Genomic DNA, 23,418 nt, shown 5'->3' with positions numbered 1-23,418 from the left:
AAGCACTCTCCTTCAATTGCTTTGTTTCCCTTCTGCTTCACAAGCTATAAGCCGTTCGTTAATAGAAGTTTCTTTTTATTGTATCAGAACGGTCTCTAACTATAAAACACTCATCTTTCCATCTCTAATAAATGTGCACCATCAAAGAAAAATAAATAACACTTTGTTACTTTTTTATGCAAAATTCCTTCGACTGCCCTTTTATATAATTGAAGCTGTGTTCGATAGCGTTCGGCAAGAATGTCTTTAGCTCCTTCAAATCCATTTGAAAAACGGCCGGTAATCGCATCCGTTTTATAATCTAACAGCACAAGCCCTTGTTCATCTTCAAATAAACAATCAATGACACCTTGGACGAGTACCTCTTCTTCTCCTTCATCCCAATCAGGATACGCAATATGAGCAGGTAGCGACATCATAAAAGGCACTTCTCGACGTACAATAGCTGCCTTTTTCAACCGCTGACCAATTTCCGTTTGAAAGAACTGAATAATAATATGTGAATCTACCGCCACTCGCTGTTCTTCCGTTAACAACTCACGCTGAATTAGATTCGTCAATAATTGTTCAATATAGTCGACGGTTATATCAGCTGTTACATCGAGATGCTGCATGACTAAATGAACAATTGTTCCTTTTTCAGCTGGCGTTAATGACTTCTCTTGCATAAAAGCCGACCGCTTTGTAATCGGTCGACTAAACGACTCAATCAGCTCTGTCGCACTATGATCATCAGCTAATTCAAATCTGCGTTTCAATTCCGAAACAGATTGCTTAGAGCGATGAGTGGCTGCATTTATTTGCGGATAGCTCCAATGTAGATTGTCCTCAATCAAACTCGTATATTCCGAAGTACTATCTACTTTCTTAGATTGCTTCACTTGTTCTAGCCATGAATCTTCCGCTAGCTCCTCCTCATCCATTCCCATCAGTTCTTCACTTCGAACAATGGAAATCATCCATTGGGACGCATGGGAAGTAATGTTTTCATTCAAACGGTTAGGAACATGGTCCTCCATTAATCTTTGACCATCCTGATGGCGGATGAGAGCTGGTCCAATCCAATCGAGATAGCTTTTCGCCCCTGCGCGAGTATAATCCTTTAAAAGCCAGTCAGCATGGGAGGCATTGCTCCACCAACTGTTCAAGCTCTTCTCTGCATTATTGACACTTGCAATTAAATACAGCTTCTCCTTTGCCCTTGTTAAAGCCACATACAAGACGCGCATTTCCTCGGCAATCAGCTCTAATTGTTTTTTCTTTTTGAAAGCAAGCTGCGGTAACGATGGATACGTAATTCGAAGCTCTGGATTTACATATTTCGCCGCAAACCCGAACTCCTTATCCAATAAGTAGGATTTGCGTAAGTCCATCATATTAAATTGCTTCGAAAGACCTGCAATAAACACAACAGGGAACTCTAAACCTTTTGAAGAATGAATCGTCATCAATCGAACGACATCCTCTTGTTCTCCAAGTGCTCTGGCAGCTCCTAAATCATCACCGCGTTCTTGCATTCTTTCAATAAAACGTAAAAAGCGGAATAAACCGCGGAATGAACTGGACTCATATTGTCTAGCGCGATCATAAAAGGCTCTCAAATTGGCTTGACGCTGCTTTCCGCCTGGCATGCCTCCAACAAAATCATAAAATCTCGTTTCGCGATACAAAAGCCAAATTAAATCTGACAATGATTCTTGCTTGGCAAGCTTTCTCCACTTCACAAGTTTCCGATAAAAGGCAGCCACTTGTTCATATAAGCCTGTTTGTTCATTCACATCGCCCTGACGATAAAAAGCAGCTAGTGCTTCATAATAACTTCCTGAATGGAACGTGCGGATTTTGGCCATTTGCTCTTCATCTAATCCAACAATCGGTGAACGCAATACAGAAGCAAGCGGAATATCTTGCTGCGGATTATCAATTACTTTTAATAATGAAAGCATAATCGCTACTTCTGTGGCCTCGAAATACCCGGTCGATAAATTCGCATAAACCGGAATTCCCTGCTTCTTAAATTCCTCCATAATTTGCGGAGCCCATGGCATAGAGCGCAGCAGAATGACAATATCTCGATATTGTATCGCACGATACTGCTTTGTTTTCGGATCATAGATTGGTTGTTTTTCATTGATAGCTTGTTTAATCAACTTTGCCATCATACGTGCTTCTAATTGCGCCTTTTCTAATTCTTCCGATTCGAATTCAGCTGTTGACTCAGAAGAATCTGCTAAACTCTCTTCCTCATTTGGCGCGCCATCTACGATATATAACTCAATAGGAAACGATTGATCCTCAGGATACGGCGCTCCTTTTTTCAATTGCGCATCTTCATCATACTCAATCTCTCCGACCTTGATTCCCATCAACTGTTGAAATAAAAAGTTTGTCCCATCTAATACTTCCATACGGCTGCGGAAATTCTGATTTAAATCAATTCGAAGTCCTGACTCTTGCCCATCATGAGTAAAGCGATTGTATTTGCCGAGAAATAGATTTGGCTCGGCCAACCGGAAACGATAAATCGACTGCTTTACATCGCCCACCATGAACATATTTCCGCTGTGCTCACCGTCCGCTGTCACTAACGATAAAATCGATTCTTGAACAAGATTGACATCTTGGTACTCATCGACAAGCACTTCTTTAAATTGCTTACGATAAGCTAACGCAACGTCTGATGGTTTTCTTTCACCATGTTCAAGCTCTTTCGTTAAGATCTCTAAACAAAAATGCTCTAAATCGGAGAAGTCCACCAGATTTTTTTCCGTTTTCGCTGCAAAAAAACGAGTATCAAACTGCTTAACCAGTAATACTAATGTTTCTACATAGCTCTTCAGTTCTCGTATATCACGAAGATAACTTTCCGGTTTTCGAACAAACAATTCTTCTTGTAATGTTTTCACGATTTTTTTCGCTTTATCACGATGCTTCGTCGCTTCATCGACAATTTCTTTTATAAAGTCCGCTCCTGAACAGCGCTTAGCCGTTGTAAAAGAAATGTTTTGAATCGCCTCATGCAAGGTATACCACGATGTTTCATTCGCCTGAGATAACACTGCAATCATTTCTAAATCCGCTCGATAATTTTCCACACGCGGTGCCGGACCTCCTGGCACCTTTGTTAAATCTAACGCTTTTTCCACTAAATCTTTTGCTTTATCCAATTGTAACGAAATATCAAATCGTAACGCCTGAATAAATGGTAAATCCTCAATTCTAGCATCATCTGAAAGATCATACATCTCAGCCGCTTCATCCAGCCATTGACTTGGATTCGGATGCGAACGGGAGAAATCATGTAAAGAGCGGACAATTTGCTGCAAATCCGCATCGCTTCGATCGCTCGTAAACGCATCGACTAATCGGAAAAATTCCTCATTATCACTGCGGCCATAGTGCTCTTCAAATAGCTCTTCCATCACTTCATCTCGAAGCAATTCTATCTCTGTAGAATCAGCAATCCGGAATCCTGGGTCAATATCAATTTCGTAATAATACTGACGAATCACTTCTAAACAAAAGGAATGTAGTGTAGAAATAGACGCTCGATTGATTAAGCTTAGCTGTTTACGAAGGTGCTGCGAACTAGGATTTTGAGCAATGGCTTGTTCAAGTGCTTCACTAATACGATGACGCATTTCAGCAGCGGACGCATTCGTAAATGTCACGACTAGTAATTCATCCACATCTACTGGATCGTCTTCAGAAAGGATTTTTTGGATAATCCGATTGACTAGTACAGCTGTTTTCCCAGATCCAGCCGCAGCCGCGACTAATATGTCTTGATCTTTCGCCCAGATCGCCTTCCATTGGTCATCTGTCCACGTCACATCCACTGGCTTCTCAGGAATGATTGTTTTACTCACACCTCTACCCCCTCTCTCAGCAATGCTAAGACATCTTTTTGCTTCTTATCTGTTAACGTTCGGTATTCGTTGTCTTCTAATGATGAATCAAACTGGCAAACCGTTTTAAATGAACAATATTTACATGGTGTACGGTCTTTCAATTTATAAGGAGCGATTCCGACATCTCCGTTCACCATTTTATTACCCGCATTTTCATAAATGTGACGAACATGCTTTTGCAGGAGAGAAAATTCATCACGACTTGCAATTTTAGACGTAGCGGACACCGTTCCATCCTTTTTAAGGCTAGCTGGAATGATATGAGATTTACTAGATGCCCCTGCTTCAAGAGATTGGTCCATTAGTTGAATCACATTGGTATCTCCTAAAATAAGCCCCTTCATTTTAAAGCTTTTAAATATTTCTTCTTCTATTTGATCAAGACTTAACATTCCTTTAGATTTAATGACTGGATTATGCATATGGAAATACAGAACCCCAGCAGGAAGCGCTTCTGTTCCAATTAGCGAACGAGAATGCGTAACCACAATATCAAGGTAAGTTAACATTTGTAACGCTAAGCCGTAATACACTTCTGTTAAGCTTAAATCTTTCTCACTAGACTTATAATCCAATACACGTAAGAAAATGCCGTTACTCTCTTCGGCTTTATCCACGCGGTCAATTCGGCCGATCAATTCCATCTTCGTCCCATTTTGCAATGAAAATGAAAGGGGCGGCAACGTTTCATTTTTCCCGAATCCTAACTCTAAACCAATTGGAGCAAAGCCGCTTAATTTCGCTTGTTCACTTAACACAATGGAAGCCCGGCCAATAACCTGCTCTAATTTTCTTTTTAAATAATGATGGCGGTTAGAGCTAAGCAAAATTTGATTTTGTAATTTAGGAGCGAGCGTCTCCACAGCTTTTCTCGCTAGCGTTAAGCATTGATCTTTCGTCAATGCTGCCCATGAAATAGCATGTTCATATAGATAATCAGAAATGATCTTCAACGCTCCGTGGAACATTTCCCCAATATCAGGTGCATCCAGTCTAAAAACTTGCCGCTCACGCAGCTTTAATCCATGTGCCGCAAAATGAGAAAATGGGCAGCTATTAAACATCTCCATTCGAGAAACACTCGTCATAATACTTTCGCCATATAATTGTTTCGTTGTTTCTGACGATAGCTTCTTAGCTTGATTTTCATAGAAGAGACTCGATAGCACACGCGATGTCTCGAATTTCATATCTTCATCATCCATCAATGCATTATAAACATCCCACCATAACGGATGCATTGGGTAGTTCCGTTTCTTAAGCTGTAATTGTGACGTTAAATGAGATAAAGCGACTTCCATATTCACAATAAAATCAGCTTGCTCAGTTGGAGATCCATCAAAAGAATCGTTGCTGTACAAATTAGTATGAATATGAGGAATAACATCAGAAATACGCTTTATATAAGAAGACGGTAATAATGCTTTCCCTTCCTCATCCGCTAACGGATAAGATACGTAAAGCAAATGAGAAGGAGTACTAAAGGCCTTATACGCAATAAACTCCTCATCTAATAACCGAATCTTTGAGCTTGGCGCCACTTCCAGACCGTTTGCAAGCAACATCTCTCTATCCTGATCGGAAAAAATTCCTTCAGCAGCCGCCTTTCCTGGTAACACTCCATCGTTTAATCCAATAATAAAGGCTGCTTTTACATCATCTAAACGAGATAAATCTAAGTTGGCGATAATTACTTGATCCATCGCCTGCGGAACTAATGAAAAATTCAATGAATCAAGCCCTGCTTCAATAATGAGGGCAAATGCTTTTAATGACATCCGTTCTTCACTTAACAGCTCGACAAACTGATCGAGTAAATCAATGACCGCATTCCATGCTTGCTCATGTTCTCGTGCTGCGACTAAATCGCCTGCTTCTTCAGCTGCTTGTCTTAATTTTTCTAATTGCTCTGCGGCACGGATATCTTCTAAATATAAATAAAGCGCCTCGGATAATTCTCTTGCAGTTTCCGCTCGATTTATCCGACTTGATAACGTTAGGATTGGTGCAGTAAACCATTGCTTCAGCTCATTTAGTTCTTCTTCTATTTGCCTTTCTTTATCCGTCTGGGATCGTTCCTCAAGCTCTAAACCACGAAAACGACGATAGGTCCATCTCTCTTTTGATGTCCATTTCTCCCCTTTAATCCCCCGGGATAACACATAATTCTCCAGACGATCGACCTGTTCACGCATCAAGTCGCTATTCTTCTCTGCTGGAAAAAGCAATTCCGTCTTAATCGCCTGAAATACCGGTTCATAACGCCAATTGCTTGTCAAAATGTCTAATGTCGAACGAATAAGTTCAATAAGAGGATGATGTAACATCTTGCGTTTAGAATCTATAAAAAGCGGAATCTCATAGTCTCGAAAAACAGTTTGAATAATATCTCGATAAGCCTCGCCATTTCGCATTAAAACGGCAATATCTCTAAAGCGGTACTCCTCATCCCGAACGAGCTTCACAATTGTTCTCGCAATCCCCTCCACTTCGGCACGTCGATTGACCGCCTGCGACACGATTACGTTTGCTGGACTCTCATATGGACGAACAGGCCGCACTGCAAAATGCTGCTCCAAATGCTTTAATGCAGGATTTTCACTAAAGCGACCAACTTCTGTGAAGACCTTATCTTCTTCAATCGGCACGCCTAATCGAAGCGCTGTTTGATAAATTTCATAATACGTTGTCCCGGTTTGTCTAAACAGCTCTAGAGGATCCGGCGGCAGCGATGGATAAGGTCGATCTAGCGTTAAAGCGACCGTAACAGAGCAACCTCTTTTCATCATTTCTTCAAGAATAAGCAGCTCTTGTTGAGTCAAACTATAAAAGCCATCGACATAAATTTGTGCATTCGCGATATAAGCAGAATCTGCTAGTTTTTCAATCAATAGCGTAAAGTAATCCTCGGATTGAAGGTATTTGCCCATCAATTTCTCTTCAAACGATTGATAAATTACTTCTAAATCATGTAATTTATCTTGAATGACACCGCTTGTTGCAGTTGACTGTTCTAAAAAACTTTGCAATTGTTCCGGCTGTATACAACAGCGCTTAAATTCAACGAGCATCTGCTCCATTTGCGTAACAAACCCTTGCTTGTCTGCAGAGCGTCGAAATACCTTCAGCTCTTCTTTCTTTTCCTCCATAATTTTACGAATAAGCATATTCACCCCTACGCTATCTAAGTGAATACGGCTCATTCCTCCTGTTTCCTGAAGGACGCGCCAAGCAAGTCGACTAAAGCTGAACACCTGAGCTCGAATCATTCCTTCAAGTCCTGGTGTCTTAATTAATTTATATTCAGACAAAAATGTCATCTGATCAGGAACAAGATAAATAATAGGATTCCCTTCTGGATGATGAGCTAATGTACTTCGAATTTCGTCTAACATAAAAGACGTTTTCCCGGTCCCGGATCTCCCCAATAAAAAACGAAGCGTCACCTGCTGTCCCTCCTTTTTCTACAAAAAATTTTAATGTACTATCTATGATAACAGAAAAACCGACTTGTCTATGTCGATTTCATTTTCCATTTTTTCTACTTGTATTATAGTGCATCCACATCCCACAATACAATCATACGTTCGCATTTTAAAACTAGGTTGGTTATATAACGCTGCTGATATTATCAACAACGTTGTTTGACAACGCAAAAAATAAGTCGTTCGGTTTTCTGTATATAACCGAACGACTCTTTTCTAATATCCTCTTTCTCGTTTCATATTTTTATCTAAATGACGCTCAATCCTTTTCCCGACATACCAAAGAATAAAAATAACAATCAATACAATCACGGTTCGAACCGGTTGATGAATCAAGGAGGGAATGTCGTACCCAATGAAACTAATGGTAAAAATCATGACCATCTTTCCCGCTATAACTGCTAAAGCATATTGCCATAGGCTTACTTTCGAAAGGCCCGCAACAATATTTACAATCGCTGACGGTGTAAAAGGAAAACAAAGCATTAAAAACAATGGACTAAATCCATGATTTTCAACCCAGTTCATAAGTTTTTGAACTTGCTTATGTTGTTGCAAAAAATGAAAAAATCTTGCTTGGCCAAATTTCCGAACAACTAAAAAAACAAGAAAAGCACCTATGACCGCCCCAAGCCAAGAAAATAAAAATCCCCACCACAACCCAAAGGCTGTTGCATTGGCCATGACAAAAATAAATAAAGGTAAAAAAGGTAAAAACGCTTCTAACAATGGCAATACAATGCCCGCAATAGGTCCTAACGATTGATATTGCTGCATAATGTCTAATATGTTTTCAAGCGTCAGCCATTCCCGTAATGCTTCAAAATCCATAACAATCTCCCTCATATCAAGTTACGTAGCCATTCTCTATGTACTCTCATTATTTCACATATATAACACTCTTCTTAAAAGGCAAATATCGTCCCTTTTTCTTTATCATAACATTCCTGTTTTTCAGATTCCATAATCTATGTATGTAATCGGGAAAGAGGCCTTGCATAATAAAACTTCATCATTTAAAATAGAACGAACGTTCCAAAAATAACCAAATATTATATAGAGAGAAAGGAGATTGAACAATGGCTCGTGTGACAAAACAGGCTCAAACAATGATTGAACAAGCCATTTATTTGCCAATGGTACTAAAGATTCTAAAGAGGGATTTACAAATCATCGAAACAAGCGAATTGAAGTTAAAAAGACCTTATCAGGATCTCATAAAAGACGTTTTCAAAAAAGTAGAACGAGACCTAGTAGCCGTTCTTACCTATTTACAGCATGAGGAGATTACAGTTAACGAAGTAAAGAGAGATGAAACATTTACGATGTACCGCTTCACCTATAAAGGGCAGGAAGAACGCCATAATTATTTCAATCCCCGCCTCAAAAAACAAACAGAAAACTTACTGACGTATTACTTCTTTCAAAAAAACCCTTATTCTGTTAGCCCATCCGCTGACTCAAGTCCGGCGCAATAAAGTATACTTGGATGGTCCTTCGGCAGTTTGTGCCCAGTCTAACTGATTAGCTAAATCTTGTAGCATTCTTTGTATTTCCTCTAGCCGTGGAAGGAGCTTCGTTTTCAAAAAGGCTGTTCGATGCAGTTGTGTCTTAAATGAGCTGATTGATATATTAACAACTATACTTTGTTTATTACGAAGAACAACTGTAGTTTGTTTGGAGTCTAGGCGAGTAGATGACAGAATATGATCATGTGCCAACCAAATACATTGAGGACGTAAAGGAGAGGCAGTTGGAAAGAAGAAAAGCGAGCCAGAAGGATCAATCGTAATCGGAGCTTTATGTGTAAAACCTGTTACTTTCTTTGTTCCTGACCTCCTGCCTTCATAACTCACCCCCAAATATTCACAACTTTTCTTAATAATATCCGTTGGCTTAAGGGGACAAATAAATTCACCTTCTAATTCAATAATCCGCGAATATACTTTATCTCCATCTTGAACAGGTAACAGAGCAAGCGTATAAGGTGTCACTGTATACTCTTCTCTTAAATTGTTTTGAGTATGTTCCATATCGTTTCCCCCTTCTTAATGAATAAATCCAAAACTTGCCCTAATCATACCATATACATAGGTATAAAGTATTGTTTTCACAAAATATTCAAAAATTAACTATTACTACGGAACACTTCACTTATCGACACAATTCCATAACTATATATATTCAACTTGTTAAACCGACATAAGAATATTTATTTACATGCACCGTTGATTTATATACATACGTCAAAATTAATTTAATTTTTTAAAAAATCATACTACTTTTATAGCATAAGCACTCATATATTAATAAAAAGGGCAGGGGTGATTTCCAATGAAAAATGACAAATCCTATTCAGAATTGGTAAAGGCTCACTCGACGAAAAAAGCCAAGAAAAATGAAACGATGCAGGAAATACTCATTGAGATGATTATTCGTGAAGCCATCCTTAAGAGGAAGAGAAACAAGCTGGCTCAGCAAATTGACAATGCCCTTGACAATAAAGACAAACCGTTATTTTTACAATTAAGCACTGAAATGAAAGAATTAATGAAACTATTTGGCAATTAAAAAAAGCGAACCAATCGTTCAGATTACCAATCTTTCTCACAGTTATCTATCCGGTGGAACTAGACAGCAAAACAGGTTGAACATGTTTTTTTTGACAAAGCCTCCCATTATTTTGGGAGGCTTTACTTATGACAGATTAATCCTATCGAAGAGGAACATTTCCCTTCACCCTCGATGGAAAAATCCGATTACTTCTGTTGTTTGTGTAATATTTACAAACGCATTCTGATCGACTTTATTCAGGATTGCCTTTACCTCTGCTAATTGATAGCGTGTAATAACAGTCATTAACACTTTTTGTTTGTTGCCAGAATAAGCTCCTTCTCCATCTATGATGGTAATCCCCCGATATAGATTGGCTAATAGTTCCGATTTCACTTCCTCGCCTTTTTTCGTCACAATCAGTAACGTTAATTTAATATGACTCGTATGAATCGTATCAATAACCTTACCAGCAGCATAAATCCCTACTAATGTGAGTAAAGCAGAATTCCAGTCAAAAATAAAACCGGAAATCACCACCACAATCGCATTCATCACGGAAAGTAACGTTCCAAGCGGGAAATCCCGTTTTTTTGTAAGTAACATGGCCAAAATATCAAAACCGCCAGAAGAACCCGATGCTCTGAAAATAATGGCAACTCCAAGGCCCGATATCACGCCGCCAAATAAACAAGATAGAAACTGGTCTGTTGAAATCGCTTCAACTGGAATCACATATAAGCTAACGGATAATACAACAACCGATAGAATCGTATAGCAAATAAATTGTTTTCCTAATTTTAAAACACCAATAATTAATAAAGGTAAATTTAATAAAAAGTTTAAAATTCCCGTGTTAATAGGTGTGATGATTCCCAACATCATAGCAATTCCACCCAAGCCGCTGCTCAATATTTGATGAGGAATTAAAAATAAATTAAATGCCAACGCCACAATGACTGAACCTACAATAATCGATACTATATTACGCATACTCCTTCTCCTTTATTTCTTTCTAACAATCAAGTTCTTTCCTTACTGTTAATCTGCGGTAAAAGTTGTATTCATTATAGTCAAGAATCATATGTTACCAAAAATAAAAGTTTTTTCTAAACATTTACACTTTTTAGATATCCAAACAAAAAAGCCAGCTGCATTAGCAGCCGACTCTTATTCATCCTTATCATAATTCTCAATAGTAGAAATTCGCTCAAGCATAGAAGGATGTGTATAACGAAGCCATTTAATCAGTAAAGGCGGATGGACTTGGCTAAGTCCCGTACGTGTCAATTCTTGAAAAGCATGAATAGCCGCGTCTTGGTCTCCAGTCATTTCAATTGCATAGCGGTCCGCTCTTGTTTCCTGATAACGCGATACATAATTCGAAAGAGGATTAGAAGCGAATAGTAAGACACCAGTCAGTAATAGAAATAATGGCAGCGAGCTAATAGTGTCAACAGCAGAAATCTTTAATAGTTTCCCCCAGCGTTCCACAATGTAATTCATTAGTCGTGAAATGAGCCAAAGCCCCACAAACGTTAGAGCTAAATAGCCTGCAATTCCAATATAAATATGCTTCTCAACATAATGAGCCATTTCATGCGCCATAATAAATAAAATTTCATCTTCCTGTAATTTGTTTAACGTCGTATCCCAAAGAACAATCCTTGAATTCGCCCCAACGCCTGTCACATAAGCATTTAAAGCATTCGTTTCCTCTGACTTATTCACTTCATACACATGCTCTGCCGGAATATCCGCTCGATCAGCGAGTGTTAAAATCTTTTCCTCTAATTGTTTATTTTTTAATGGATAAAAGTCATTATAAAGTGGATCAATCCAAACAGGTTGTACAAACATAAGCAAAAAAGAAAACGGAACCGAGAGAAGCCATGCGTATAACCACCATTTTTTTGAGCTTTTTTTCATTAACCAATATAATACGGAGACAATGAGAAACATGAGAGCAAAGTTAATCCAAAATCCAATAATCTCATCCTTCATCCAGGCACCGAACGATTGCGTATTAATGTTATACGCTCGACTAAATGTATAGCTAATATATTGTATAGGGAATACAGCAATATAAGTAAGCAACGATAACCAAAATAAATAGATCCCCGTTTGAGCAACTCTCCATTTAGAAATTGACACCGCCCATCTCTCAAATACCCTTGATACTCCACACAGCAAAATGAAAAAATAAATCAGCCATTCAAATGGAGTATAAGCTAAAAAAATAAAGTTGCGAATGTTGGAGTATTCCTCACTTAACACAAGCTCTCTTGCGTTTAAAAAGGTTTGCGGGTCTGCAGCCGTCCCTTTTAAAGCTTGTGGAATTGATGTATCCGCAAACCAAAAAATGTAGCCATACATACAAGCCACATAGACTAAATAAATGATAACAGCATAGCCTGCCCATTTTCTAGCCATCGCCCTTCCCCCTTAGTTGAAACCTACCTCTAACTGCCTTCTAGCTAGACGCCCAGTTGCCCTTATACTTTCCACGTAAAAAACAATATATTTACTATATTGTAAGCAAAGTTAGACAAGTTAGAACCTTTAACCTCTTAAGCAGATGGATAAACATTTTATTTCAGTTTATCCTCAATGTTTCGTAAATGAATATAACAGGACCATTAACTCTGGACGATTCGCCGTATTCATTTTTAGATAGGATCTCATACAAACAGGGGCCAAGAAACAACAGCGTCATATAATAACGCCTGTACATAAAAAAATAAGCTACCATCCTATTCACCTAGGATGATAACTTATTGTTTGCTTCTTTATCAATCAATTGGTCTAAGCGAATAATCATATCTTTTGCTCGAAGTGAATCGATTGTACGATAATGATGTTTGCCGCCTTCTTCTTCGTCTTTCTCATCAGCCCATTTTACAATCTGTTGTAATGGGGTGCGTACAATATCATTGGAAGGTAAAAATGAATCGGTGTGAAATAAAATAGCAAGGGAAATCGTTTTTGCTTTAATAGGATTTTCACCAAGTCGAATAAGAAGCTTGTGCGCTCTTTCAGCCCCTTTAATCGGGTGAATATCATTTTGACGATATAGGTCATAATCCCAATTTCCATTACGGTACCAAGTAAAGTGACCCATATCATGAAGAAACCCAGCTTTCGCAGCGATGTCCGGATCGACATTATGCTCCTTTGCTAAATGGAAAGCGTGGTAGGCAACAGCAATAGCATGCGCCATTCCAGAACGGTTCAAATACTTTTGTGTAATAGGATGTTCGTAAAGTTGCAATAAAGTAACCTCTCTCATCTAAGCTCCCTCCTACTACTAAATTTTTACTATCTTATCGCGGATTATCCAAGAAATCAAGTCCCTATTTTTTTACATTAGTTTATGATTTCACACATGAAAATGTTTGTACAAAAGAGACTATAGCGAAAGAAAATCGCGATAATCTCTAAAGGACAGGCAGCTATATGATTATTGTGTCATTTTAGTCTTTAATGCACGCCGTAAAATCTTACCTGTTGTATTTTTGGGAAGCTCCTCTATAAATGTAATACGAGCTGGAACTTTGTATTTCGCTAAATGTTTCGTACAGTAAGCTTTTAATTCTTCCTCTGTTAAAGTTGGATCTTTTTTCACTACAAAACAATGAACCACTTCACCTTGATTAGAATCAGGTACGCCAATGGCAGCCGCTTCTATAACATCCGAGTGAGCGAATAGTACTTCCTCTACCTCGCGCGGATAAACATTATATCCCCCAGTAATAATGAGTTCTTTCTTACGATCGACAATATAAAAATAGCCGTCCTCATCCATGCGCGCTAAATCACCGGTATATAACCATCCATCTTTCAATACAGCGCTTGACTCCTCTGGCATTTTATAATAGCCTTTCATCACATTTGGACCGCGGACAACCAATTCCCCGACTTGACCAACTGGTACTTCCTCTCCAAGTGCATCAACGACTTTATTTTCAACATTCAAAATCGACTTGCCAATAGAGCCTGGTTTAGCCGGGCGATCTAATGGGTTAAAGCATGTTACGGGTGAAGCTTCCGATAACCCATACCCTTCTGAAACCTTCACCTGAAACTTCCGTTCAAATGATGTTAAAAGAGCCACTGGCATAGGGGAGCCACCTGAAATCCAACGTTTAACAGACTGTACATGAGCGGCCGTTCCTTCCGGATACTGATATAAGAAATTATACATAGTTGGTACACCGGCAAAAACGGTTGCTTCATATTCCTGACTTAGTCTAAAAATTTCCTTCGGACTAAACTGCGGTACAATCAACAACGTTCCTCCACTTATTAGCGGTGCATTTAAAGTAACGGTTAAACTAAAAACATGAAACATCGGCAGCGTCGTAATGACACGATCGTTGGCACCTATTTTTAAATAGTCTGCAACATCTCGCGCATTGGAATAAAGATTCCGATGTGTCAGCATCGCTCCTTTCGGCTTTCCTGTCGTTCCTGACGTATACAAGATAAGCGCTGTCTCGTCTTCATCTGGCACAGGGCCCTTAAATTGCAAGTTCCCAGCAGCAACAACTTCTGCAAACGATTTCATTTTTGAATAAATAGGAACTAAACGGTTACTTACCTCTTCATTACTGGGCTCTGTTTCACAAATAATATATTGCTCGACGTTTGTTAGGAGAGAATCTATCTGTTCTAAAATTGGAATAAGACGATCGAGGGCAATGATGACCTTCGCGTCTCCATTATTGACAATGTAACTAATTTCATCTGGAGTATAAATTGGATTGATTGGAATAACTGTTGCACCTGCACGTAATGCACCGTACATCCCAATAATAAAGTGTGGAGAATTCCCTAAAAGCATAGCAACATGGTCACCTTTTGAAACACCTAGCTTATGTAAGCCATCTGCGAATTTGGTCACCGCAGCATCTAATTCACCATACGAAGTAGATTGATCTAAAAAATAATAAGCAGGTTTTTGTGCATTTTCTATGGCGGTGTTATAAAGCTGTTCAGATAAATTCATTCTTCTCCCTCCATTTAGACACAATGAATGAACAATCATTCACCGAATCTGTAAATTAATTACAATTTTATTATAATAAATGAAATTCATTCCAGCAATGTTTTTTATCCAAGAAAAATCTAATGAATTTTATCACTAAAATGAAGTTCGCTTTACATACTAGTATGATTGGCCAGATCTCACAGACCTTCTGCTTACCTGCGTTTCTTTTTTCAAAATTCCAGTAAGCAATGAAGCAGATACGAAATTCATTTTATCTCTACCTTAAATTACTGTAATATATTGTATGAAGTTTGTTCATCTAGGAGGAGATTATTTTAATGGAATTACAAAAGGTACAAGAGGAGCACGCTAATACGAGTTCCTTTTATACATTCTTACTCATTACGGGTATTGTACTAGTAGCATTTAATTTGCGGCCGGCTATTACGTCGTTAGGACCATTAGTTGGAATGATTCAAGAAGATATTGGGCTAGCACATTGGAGTGCAGGTTTATTAATGAGCTTGCCATTAGTTGTTTTTGCGGTGATGTCACCCATCGTCCCCAAAATAGCTGCCCGTTTAACCAATGAAAGGACCTTACTATTAGGTTTGCTTTTTCTTTTAATCGGTATATGTATTCGATTCGTCCCGATGGCGTTTTTTCTTTTTATCGGAACTCTATTTGTCGGTATGGGCATTGCCATTGGAAATGTTCTTTTGCCAGTGGTTGTAAAGGATAAATTTCCAACAAAATTCGGTCTAATGACAAGTGTTTATTCCACTTCAATGGGATTGATTGCATCGTTAGCATCAGGGGTGAGTGTTCCTTTAGCCACTGGGTTGAATTTTGGATGGCAAGGAGCCTTAATCGTATGGGGGATACCAGCATTGGTCGCTATCTTGATTTGGTTTTTTCTACTCAAGTTTAGTGATAAAAATCATCAAGTAGTGAGAAATGTCCGTTCTAACTCTAATCGAATTTGGCGTTCGCCGCTTGCCTGGCAAATAGCTATTTTTATGGGATTTCAGTCCTTTTTATTTTATGTAACAGTGGCTTGGTTACCTGAAATATTACATAGCCATGGAATAAGTATAGAGACAGCCGGCTGGTTACTTTCATTTACTCTACTAACGGGATTGCCTGCTAGTTCCTTCGTCCCTGTTCTGGCAGCACGTTTCCGTTCTCAAGTATGGCTTGCCTTCATATTAGGTATGTGCCCAATTGTTGGTTATGGAGGATTACTGCTAGGTTCATCATATCCCGTTTTAATAGTGAGTATTATTTTAATTGGTATTACATTAGGCGGGTGCTTCCCATTAGCCTTAAGCTATATAGGGCTTCGTACTCGGAATACAAGTCAGGCTGCAGAGTTATCTGCGATGGTACAATCAACAGGCTACATACTCGCGGCTGTAGGTCCTATGTTTATTGGATACTTATATGACGTCACGCATGTCTGGACTGTTCCACTTATCACTCTAATCATTGTTTCTGTAGTAGTTCTGACATTCGCTATGACCTCTGGACGAAATCAGTATGTACAATAGTTTTTATTTAGAGCGATTATTTTGCATACGTATTCAAATTGAATGAAAAATAAATAACTGAATCTCACATTTCGCACTCCCTTGGAAATTTCAATTTCAATGTATTCTAATCTCTTGTTATCTATGAATCTCTTCCATTTAGATGGATTATCCAATGTCTATCATTCATTGAAAGTCCTATTATATCAAGGCTTCAAAATGCATTAGAAATTTTTCCTTAGAGTCCGAAATGTGAGGTAATACCAACACCATGAATTGTTTAATACATAACTACTCCAGAACTCACATTTACATCTTCTCCAGTGATTCCAATTGCCGCATCGGTCGATAAAAATACGGCCGTCTTGGCAATTTCCTCTGGTTTGACAAAACGTTTTAATGGAGATGAACTTTTTAATTCACGTTCCACTTCCTCTTTATCAAGTCCTCTTACTTTTCCTTGGTTTGAAATAACACTATCAATTCGTTCACCTTCGACAAATCCAGGACAAATCGCGTTAACCGTAATGTTATGTTCACCTAGTTCAGCTGCTAGTGTTCTTGTTAAACCTATAACTCCCATTTTAGCCGCACAATATCCTACTCGATACGGCAGAGCTCGCTTTCCTGAAACAGAGGATAAGTTAATGATACGACCTGATTGGTTTTCCATCATGTTTGGAACGACAGCTTTAATGCATAGGAATGTACTTGTTAAATTATCATCTAGAACGGCTCGAAAATCTTCAACTGCCAAATCTTTAACAGAAGTAGTTGGACCTGCAGTTCCAGCATTGTTCACCAGTACATCAATTTTCCCGAATACCTCAATTGTTTTTTCTGCCATATGTTTTACTTGTTCTTCGTTGGTCACATCAGCAATGATGCTAATAACATTTGGATTTTCCTCTTTTAATTCTACTTCTACCTTTTCTACAGCCTCTTTCGACCTGCCTACTAAAACAAGATTTGCTCCTTCTTTTGAAAAGGACTGAGCAATAACCTTTCCAATTCCTCTACTTGCACCCGTAACGATAACTACTTTATTTTTTACTGACATATGATCATGATCCTCTCTTTCTCACTAGTTCCCGCTGAATTCTACTTGGAATCTAGAGTTTGTTTGAAATTTACTACTGACATTAGCGTTCAGTCACGCCACATTCTTCGTTGTTCTAACTCATCGTGATTTAATAGTGACCTTCTTTGAGATTCAATCTTTTTCTATATAACAAACATATCTAAGGACTTTGCATACGTATGCAAAATAAGACATAATTTTTACTCTTACTACACCTTTCCTTTTCATATGAGTTAAATTTAGGTTTTTTTGAGTAAAAATGTAAATATTTATTTTTAAATATAGTTATAAAGTTTAAAAGTGTCAATATTTTCTAGTAATCCTACTAACGGTGTATTAGATAAAATCAATGAATAAAATATTGAATTTACTAGAAATAAGCCCTCTACTTAGCTCCCCAGCATCCGCCCTAAAGAAACGAAGGTGCTTAAATGAGCCGAAAATCAACAATGTTATTTAACAGAACCTCTACACACAAAAATCCGCCCCAACTAAGCTAGGACGGATTTTCCAATCAAAAAATTAATTTCAATATATCTTCTTTTGTTACATTACCAAAATAATGTTGTACATCGACCTCTTCTAATACTGCATCAATCGCTTGTTTTTCATAACGAACGCCCGTTAATTTTTGTTCAATGTCCGTTACTTCTCCTACCCCAAAGAAATCACCATAAATTTTACAGTTTTCAATTATCCCTTTATTCACTTCTAGTCTTATATCAATCGAACCAACCGGAAAACGATGAGAATGCTGTAAATTAAACTTCGGAGATCGCCCATAATTCCAATCCCATTTCTGATAGCGTTTTTCCGAGATTTTATAAATTTCCTTCCAATCCTCTTCCGTTAACACGTATTCTGGAATTTCCTCAGTTCCTTCAAAAATATTTTTTAATAAGAAGCTGCGAAATTCTTGAATTGTCATTGGTTCTTTTAAGAAGTCTGCAATATTGCCGACACGGCTTCTAATAGACTTAATGCCTTTGGATTCGATTTTATCTTTCTTTACCTTCAATGCCGATACGATATGCTCCATTTCAGAGTTAAACAATAACGTACCGTGGCTGAACATCCGGCCTCTTGTTGCAAACATCGCATTTCCGGAAATCTTCTTCCCTTCTGCCATAATATCGTTACGCCCGCTTAACTCAGCTTGAATGCCCAGCTTGCCAAGCGCTTTCACAACTGGCTCAGTAAATTTCTTAAAATTATGAAAGCTATCTCCATCATCTTTCGTAATAAAGCTAAAATTCAAGTTCCCTAAATCATGATAAACAGCTCCGCCACCTGAAAGACGGCGAACAACCGTAATGCCCTGTTCATCTACATAGTCCTGATTAATCTCTTCAACTGTATTTTGATTTTTCCCAATAATAATGGCATTTTTATTAATATAAAATAATAAGTACGATTCATTAATATCTAAATGCTTTAAGGCATATTCCTCAATCGCCAAGTTAATTCTTGGGTCGGTAATTCCTTTGTTGTCAATAAAAAGCATCCTTGCTCCTCCTTCTGTTCATCCGTTAAAGCTGAAACTCTAAGCAGCTTTTCGCCAGCGCAATTTCACGCATAAACACTTCACCGGCCTCTTTCTTTAACTGCTGGTGGTCTCCATAATGCGGTAAATGAGTTAAAATTAAGAGCTGTACATCCGCCTTCTCCGCAATCAGTCCTGCTTCTCGTGCTGTCATATGCCCTGCTTTTGAAGCTTGTGTATTCATATCGCTATAAAAGTTACTCTCGCACAGCAATATGTTAGCCTCGCGTGCAAATTCCGCTAATTCATCCATGTATGTACTGTCCCCCGTATAGACAAGCGTATCTCCTCCCGCTTCAACTCTCATGGCAAAGCATGGGGCCGGGTGATTTGTCTTCATAAATTGAAACGTAAATGGTCCGATTTGTAAGGGCTTTTCAGTTGAATAAGCAATTCCCTTTGTAATGTTTTTATATGAAAGTTTGTTAAATTCAATCGGATCCAAAGAATGCCCATATATCGGAAGTGTTTTCTGCTCACCGCCCAGCATTTGTTGAATTAAAAGCGCATGCTGTAATACGCCAATATCCGCAACATGATCTGGATGATAATGACTTAGTACAACAGCATCTAATTCTTCTGGTTTCAAATGGTTTTGCAATTGAGCCAGCACGCCGCTGCCACAATCAAGCAATACGCGATAATCATCATATTCCAGTAAATATCCTGAACTTGCTTCATTTTTCGCTGGGTATCCACCCCAAAAACCAATAACGGTAATCTTCATACTTATTGTCACTCCTTTTATCGCTTCCGCATCTAGTCCATATAAATGGACAATAAAGTGAAACTTCTATCAGTGGAGGTACTTTAACTGTTGATACATTTGAGCTGAAATTGCGGCTTCAGACGCAATGAGTTACCCATTATTTCACCAAAAAATATTGGGTAACAAAGCCTACCACAAATATAAACTATTTCCTTACGTTTTGCATCTTTTCAAGAATGTTATAAAACATGTATTGACACACTATAACTGTTATAATACAATTAAGTCACAGATAACCGATAAGTTGAACAGGAGGATGGATTTCATGATTAAAAGTAGCGTTGAATTCTTCAAAAACCTACCACCAAAGCAATGTGCAGAATGCGGTAAAAAGATCGAAGAACAACATGAATGTTACGGAAACAAATGTGACCATTGCCTATCTACAAAATAACTTTTTTTAAATTGGTTCCATCATCCACTTTTTTAAAAGTAGATGCTTCTATATAAGGACTAGTTCACCGCTGGTCCTATCCCCAAATTGTAAAACGGTTCTTTTTAAGTAAGAATCGTTTTTTTTATTTATTAGCTTTGCTAAAAATCAGTACTGTTCTATAACAAAATCTATTTATTAAAAAAATAAGAGTCACCAAAAGACAACAAACAATCTTTTGGTGACTCTTCCTATTTTCTACATAATTCTAAATGAGCTAGTTCCGCTCTTCTTATTCTTCTGCTAATTCACTAGCACCGGAATATTTCTTTTTATGATTAATTGTCAAATATAACAATGTCAGTATCATAAAGCTCACCATAAAGCCGATGAGTACATACCCATTGTGCCACATTAAACTAAAGTTCCCACTAGAAATGACTTCTTTATAACCTCGAACGGTATATGCCATTGGCAGCCAGCCATTGAAATCTTGCAGTGGCTTCGGAACCAATTCAATCGGAAATGTTCCCGCACTTGTTGTTAATTGTAAAATTAAGATGATAACCGCAAGAAAACGACCTGGGTCTCCTAATGTTGTCACTAGTAATTGAATCAATGTAATAAAGACTAAGCTTGTTAAAATAGAATATAGAATAAACAACGGTACACTTTTAACTTCCATATCTAATAACCATAATGTTACGCCTGAAGCGATTAAAGCTTGGATTATCCCAATAGCAGTGATAACCCCTAATTTACTAGTAAACCAACTAAACCCGCTGCGCGGAATACCAATTGGATCTTTATATGGATATACAATAGAAAGCATTAACGCTCCAACAAACAACCCTAACGATAAGAAATAAGGAGCAATACCTGTTCCGTAGTTTGCCACTTTATTTATGCTTTCTTTTTTAACGGTTACTGGCTCTGCAACCATATTATACGTCTTCTCATCCGCTTGAATATCAGATGCTTCTGTCGCTGCTTTATTGATTTCATCTTTAAATTCTGTAGAGCCTTCTGCTAACTTATTAGTTCCAGTCACGATTTGATTAGAGCCTTCTGCTAATTGACTAGAGCCGTCTGCTAATGCTGTTGAACCAGTTTGTAACTGATTTACTCCATCAACAAGCGTTGTCGAACCAGAAGCTAGCTTTTGACTGCCAGCTGACGCTTCGGATAACTTTTCACCAAACGTCACTAGGCCTGTCTGTAATTTAGTTTGCCCTTCTGTTAATTGAGCCGCACCATTTTTCAACTGCTCTGTCCCATCGCTTAATTCAGAAATCCCTGTTTGAAGCGCTTTTTGTCCGTTATTTAGTGTAGCGATTTTCTCAGATAACGTGGCTGCTCCTGACTCTATTTGGCCTGCGGAGCTAGCTAATGTTTCATTGCCTTCTCCAAGCTTTGTTGCTCCTGCTGACAACTGTGCTAGTGCTTGCGTCAAGGCAGCCTGTTGTTCTTCAGGAAGCGCGCCCATAACAGGCTCTAATTGTGATTGCAGCGCAGCAACTCCCTCTTCCAGTTCCTTTGCCCCTTGAGCCGCACTGTTTGCTCCTGTTTGAAATTTTTGTAACGAATCCTTCAATTGCTCGCTTCCCTGGTGAAGTTGATCCGTTCCTGACACAACTTCGTTCATCTTCTCTTCAACTGTACTTACGCCAGTATGAGCTTGATCGATTCCAGCTTGCAGGCTTCCTGCTCCCTCTTTTGCTTTTTGTGCTCCTTCAATTAACTCATTTTGAGCATTGGCTAACTTACCTAGACCATCCGCAAGTGTTGCTGCTCCTTTTTGCAGTTCAACAGTCCCATCGTGTATTTTCTTCGTACCGCCTGTAAACTCTACCTGCTTTTCAGCTAATAAAGCTAATTTCTCTTCTAATGTTTTTGCTCCTTCACCAAGGTCCATAATGCCATCTTTCAATTTTCCCGCTGCTTCATCTGTAGACCCATATCCATCTGCCATTTTTGTTATGATATCAAACATCGTTTCGGCATAAGTCTCTGTCACTTTTTCCGATAACGACTTTTGAATCTTAGCAACCGCTGTCTCTCCAATTTGAGCAGATAAAAAGTTGGAACTTTCATTTGGTACATACTTTAATTCTAACTTTTGTGGATCTTCGTCCATCAATGTTGTCGCATTTTTAGAAAAGTTCTCGGGAATTTCAACTAATAAATAATATTTTTGATCTTCTAAATTTCGATAACCTGTTTTTCGATCAACAAACTGAAAATCAAAATCTTTGCTTTCTTTTAACTTATCAACAAGTTCATCCCCGAGCTGTAACTTTTCTTCATCCATTTCAGCCCCTTTATCATTATTCACAATCGCTACAGGTAAATCTTCTAGATGACCATACGGATCCCAAAAGGCCCATAAAAACGTCCCACTATATAAAATTGGAATAAACAAAATAGCAATAATCGAGACAAGCAGTTTTTTATTTTTAAACAGTTCGATTACTTCCTGTTTTAATAAGCTCCGTTTCAAAGTATTCCCCCCTAAATACGATTGACCATTTCGTTCAATCGGTCATAATCATGCAAAAAAATATGGATTATCACGGAGTAATCGACAATCCAGTAAATAAATATAACTCAAGTAGTTCAGCTATTTCTTTTTTTTCGAGAGGCCTATGATTTCGCTCCCAATCAGAAATAAGTGCTAAATATAGCTTGAACATGACAAAAGCGGTCATTTCAGAATTACATGGGCGTATATACTTTTTCTCTATAGCTATCGAAATTTTTTCCTTCAAATACGAAACAATAGCAAGTTCTACTTCATTAAGCATCTCTTGAACCGCTGGTGTTCCTATTTCCTTTTCTTCTTGAACTAATTTAAGCGATAGTTGATGCTCTTTCCTAAATTCAAGAATACGGTATACGGCTCGATGTAAATTCTCCTTGAAGCTTAATTCAGGTTGGATGGCTTGTTCAGCCTCCTGCTTCATTTCCTCAATCATCTGCAGTACAATCTCTTTAAATAGCTGCTCTTTATTCGCATAAAAAGTATAAATCGTCCCTTTTCCAACATTCGCAATTTTTGCTACTTGATCCATTGTGGTCGCCTTATATCCAAACAACGAAAAAGACTTCGTAGCCGCTTCTAAAATGAGTTGTTTACGATCAATAGACATATGTCACCTCTCACTGACCATTTTTCGAAATTAGT

Annotated in this window: 17 protein-coding genes; 4 read left to right on the top strand and 13 right to left on the bottom strand. The window is 38.2% G+C overall.

Going from position 1 to position 23,418, the window contains the following annotated elements; genetic code table 11:
* Window positions 1-110: 110 nt before the first annotated feature.
* The 3 genes from addA to D1953_RS10480 form a co-directional block, all read right to left on the bottom strand.
* Entirely contained in the window at window positions 111-3,869 is a 3,759-nt protein-coding gene (gene addA, locus D1953_RS10490; protein WP_119117128.1) for a helicase-exonuclease AddAB subunit AddA, read from the bottom strand.
* The gene (gene addB / locus D1953_RS10485; RefSeq protein ID WP_119117127.1) at window positions 3,866-7,357 is read right to left on the bottom strand and encodes a helicase-exonuclease AddAB subunit AddB; all 3,492 of its coding nucleotides are present in this window, start codon (window positions 7,355-7,357) and stop codon (window positions 3,866-3,868) included. Before addB ends, addA begins: the two co-directional genes overlap by 4 nt.
* A 255-nt stretch (window positions 7,358-7,612) precedes the next feature.
* Complete coding sequence (locus D1953_RS10480; protein WP_119117126.1) at window positions 7,613-8,227, bottom strand: TVP38/TMEM64 family protein; 615 nt, start codon at window positions 8,225-8,227, stop codon at window positions 7,613-7,615.
* 248 nt (window positions 8,228-8,475) lie between these two features.
* Here D1953_RS10480 and D1953_RS10475 point away from each other — a divergent pair, with 248 nt between their 5' ends.
* The gene (locus tag D1953_RS10475; RefSeq protein ID WP_119117125.1) at window positions 8,476-8,874 is read left to right on the top strand and encodes a YhjD family protein; all 399 of its coding nucleotides are present in this window, start codon (window positions 8,476-8,478) and stop codon (window positions 8,872-8,874) included.
* Here D1953_RS10475 and D1953_RS10470 read toward each other — a convergent pair.
* Complete coding sequence (locus D1953_RS10470) at window positions 8,857-9,429, bottom strand: competence protein ComK (protein ID WP_119117124.1); 573 nt, start codon at window positions 9,427-9,429, stop codon at window positions 8,857-8,859. The genes D1953_RS10475 and D1953_RS10470 overlap by 18 nt on opposite strands.
* Before the next feature lie 301 nt (window positions 9,430-9,730).
* Between D1953_RS10470 and D1953_RS10465 the strand changes: the two genes are divergently transcribed.
* Window positions 9,731-9,967: an IDEAL domain-containing protein gene (locus D1953_RS10465; protein WP_119117123.1), complete on the top strand. Its 237-nt coding sequence runs from the start codon at window positions 9,731-9,733 to the stop codon at window positions 9,965-9,967.
* A gap of 165 nt (window positions 9,968-10,132) precedes the next feature.
* On the opposite strand, the gene D1953_RS10460 is transcribed toward D1953_RS10465, so the two are convergent.
* The 4 genes from D1953_RS10460 to D1953_RS10445 form a co-directional block, all read right to left on the bottom strand.
* Entirely contained in the window at window positions 10,133-10,942 is an 810-nt protein-coding gene (locus D1953_RS10460; RefSeq protein WP_119117122.1) for a YitT family protein, read from the bottom strand.
* A 177-nt stretch (window positions 10,943-11,119) separates the two neighbouring features.
* Window positions 11,120-12,382 carry a M48 family metallopeptidase gene (locus D1953_RS10455; protein WP_119117121.1) on the bottom strand — a complete coding sequence of 421 codons (1,263 nt, stop codon included), beginning with the start codon at window positions 12,380-12,382 and terminating at the stop codon, window positions 11,120-11,122.
* Between the two features lie 328 nt (window positions 12,383-12,710).
* Window positions 12,711-13,238: an HD domain-containing protein gene (locus tag D1953_RS10450; protein WP_119117120.1), complete on the bottom strand. Its 528-nt coding sequence runs from the start codon at window positions 13,236-13,238 to the stop codon at window positions 12,711-12,713.
* 171 nt (window positions 13,239-13,409) lie between these two features.
* The gene (locus tag D1953_RS10445; RefSeq protein WP_119117119.1) at window positions 13,410-14,957 is read right to left on the bottom strand and encodes a fatty acid--CoA ligase family protein; all 1,548 of its coding nucleotides are present in this window, start codon (window positions 14,955-14,957) and stop codon (window positions 13,410-13,412) included.
* A gap of 320 nt (window positions 14,958-15,277) precedes the next feature.
* Here D1953_RS10445 and D1953_RS10440 point away from each other — a divergent pair, with 320 nt between their 5' ends.
* Complete coding sequence (locus D1953_RS10440; protein ID WP_119117118.1) at window positions 15,278-16,489, top strand: CynX/NimT family MFS transporter; 1,212 nt, start codon at window positions 15,278-15,280, stop codon at window positions 16,487-16,489.
* A 259-nt stretch (window positions 16,490-16,748) separates the two neighbouring features.
* On the opposite strand, the gene D1953_RS10435 is transcribed toward D1953_RS10440, so the two are convergent.
* The 3 genes from D1953_RS10435 to D1953_RS10425 all read right to left on the bottom strand — a co-directional run bounded on the left by D1953_RS10435 (window position 16,749) and on the right by D1953_RS10425 (window position 19,819).
* The gene (locus tag D1953_RS10435; protein WP_119117117.1) at window positions 16,749-17,528 is read right to left on the bottom strand and encodes an SDR family NAD(P)-dependent oxidoreductase; all 780 of its coding nucleotides are present in this window, start codon (window positions 17,526-17,528) and stop codon (window positions 16,749-16,751) included.
* A 535-nt stretch (window positions 17,529-18,063) separates the two neighbouring features.
* Window positions 18,064-19,053 carry a lipoate--protein ligase gene (lplA, locus tag D1953_RS10430; protein WP_119117116.1) on the bottom strand — a complete coding sequence of 330 codons (990 nt, stop codon included), beginning with the start codon at window positions 19,051-19,053 and terminating at the stop codon, window positions 18,064-18,066.
* Between the two features lie 25 nt (window positions 19,054-19,078).
* On the bottom strand, window positions 19,079-19,819 hold the full coding sequence (locus tag D1953_RS10425) for an MBL fold metallo-hydrolase (protein ID WP_119117115.1): 741 nt from the start codon (window positions 19,817-19,819) through the stop codon (window positions 19,079-19,081).
* A 307-nt stretch (window positions 19,820-20,126) separates the two neighbouring features.
* Between D1953_RS10425 and yhfH the strand changes: the two genes are divergently transcribed.
* On the top strand, window positions 20,127-20,255 hold the full coding sequence (gene yhfH / locus D1953_RS10420; protein ID WP_119117114.1) for a protein YhfH: 129 nt from the start codon (window positions 20,127-20,129) through the stop codon (window positions 20,253-20,255).
* Window positions 20,256-20,526: 271 nt separating this feature from the next.
* Here yhfH and D1953_RS10415 read toward each other — a convergent pair whose 3' ends face one another.
* Window positions 20,527-22,734, bottom strand: coding sequence for a YhgE/Pip domain-containing protein (locus D1953_RS10415; protein WP_119117113.1), 2,208 nt, complete (start codon window positions 22,732-22,734; stop codon window positions 20,527-20,529).
* Between the two features lie 70 nt (window positions 22,735-22,804).
* Window positions 22,805-23,383 (bottom strand): TetR/AcrR family transcriptional regulator, encoded by a 579-nt coding sequence (locus D1953_RS10410; RefSeq protein ID WP_119117112.1) that lies wholly within the window; start codon window positions 23,381-23,383, stop codon window positions 22,805-22,807.
* Window positions 23,384-23,418 lie beyond the last annotated feature (35 nt).

Origin of the sequence: Peribacillus asahii (assembly GCF_003570725.1) — a bacterium.
In the GTDB taxonomy this organism is placed as follows: domain Bacteria; phylum Bacillota; class Bacilli; order Bacillales; family DSM-1321; genus Peribacillus; species Peribacillus asahii.
Note: the sequence above shows the minus strand (reverse complement) of the source record. Positions and strands in the feature narration are given on the sequence as shown.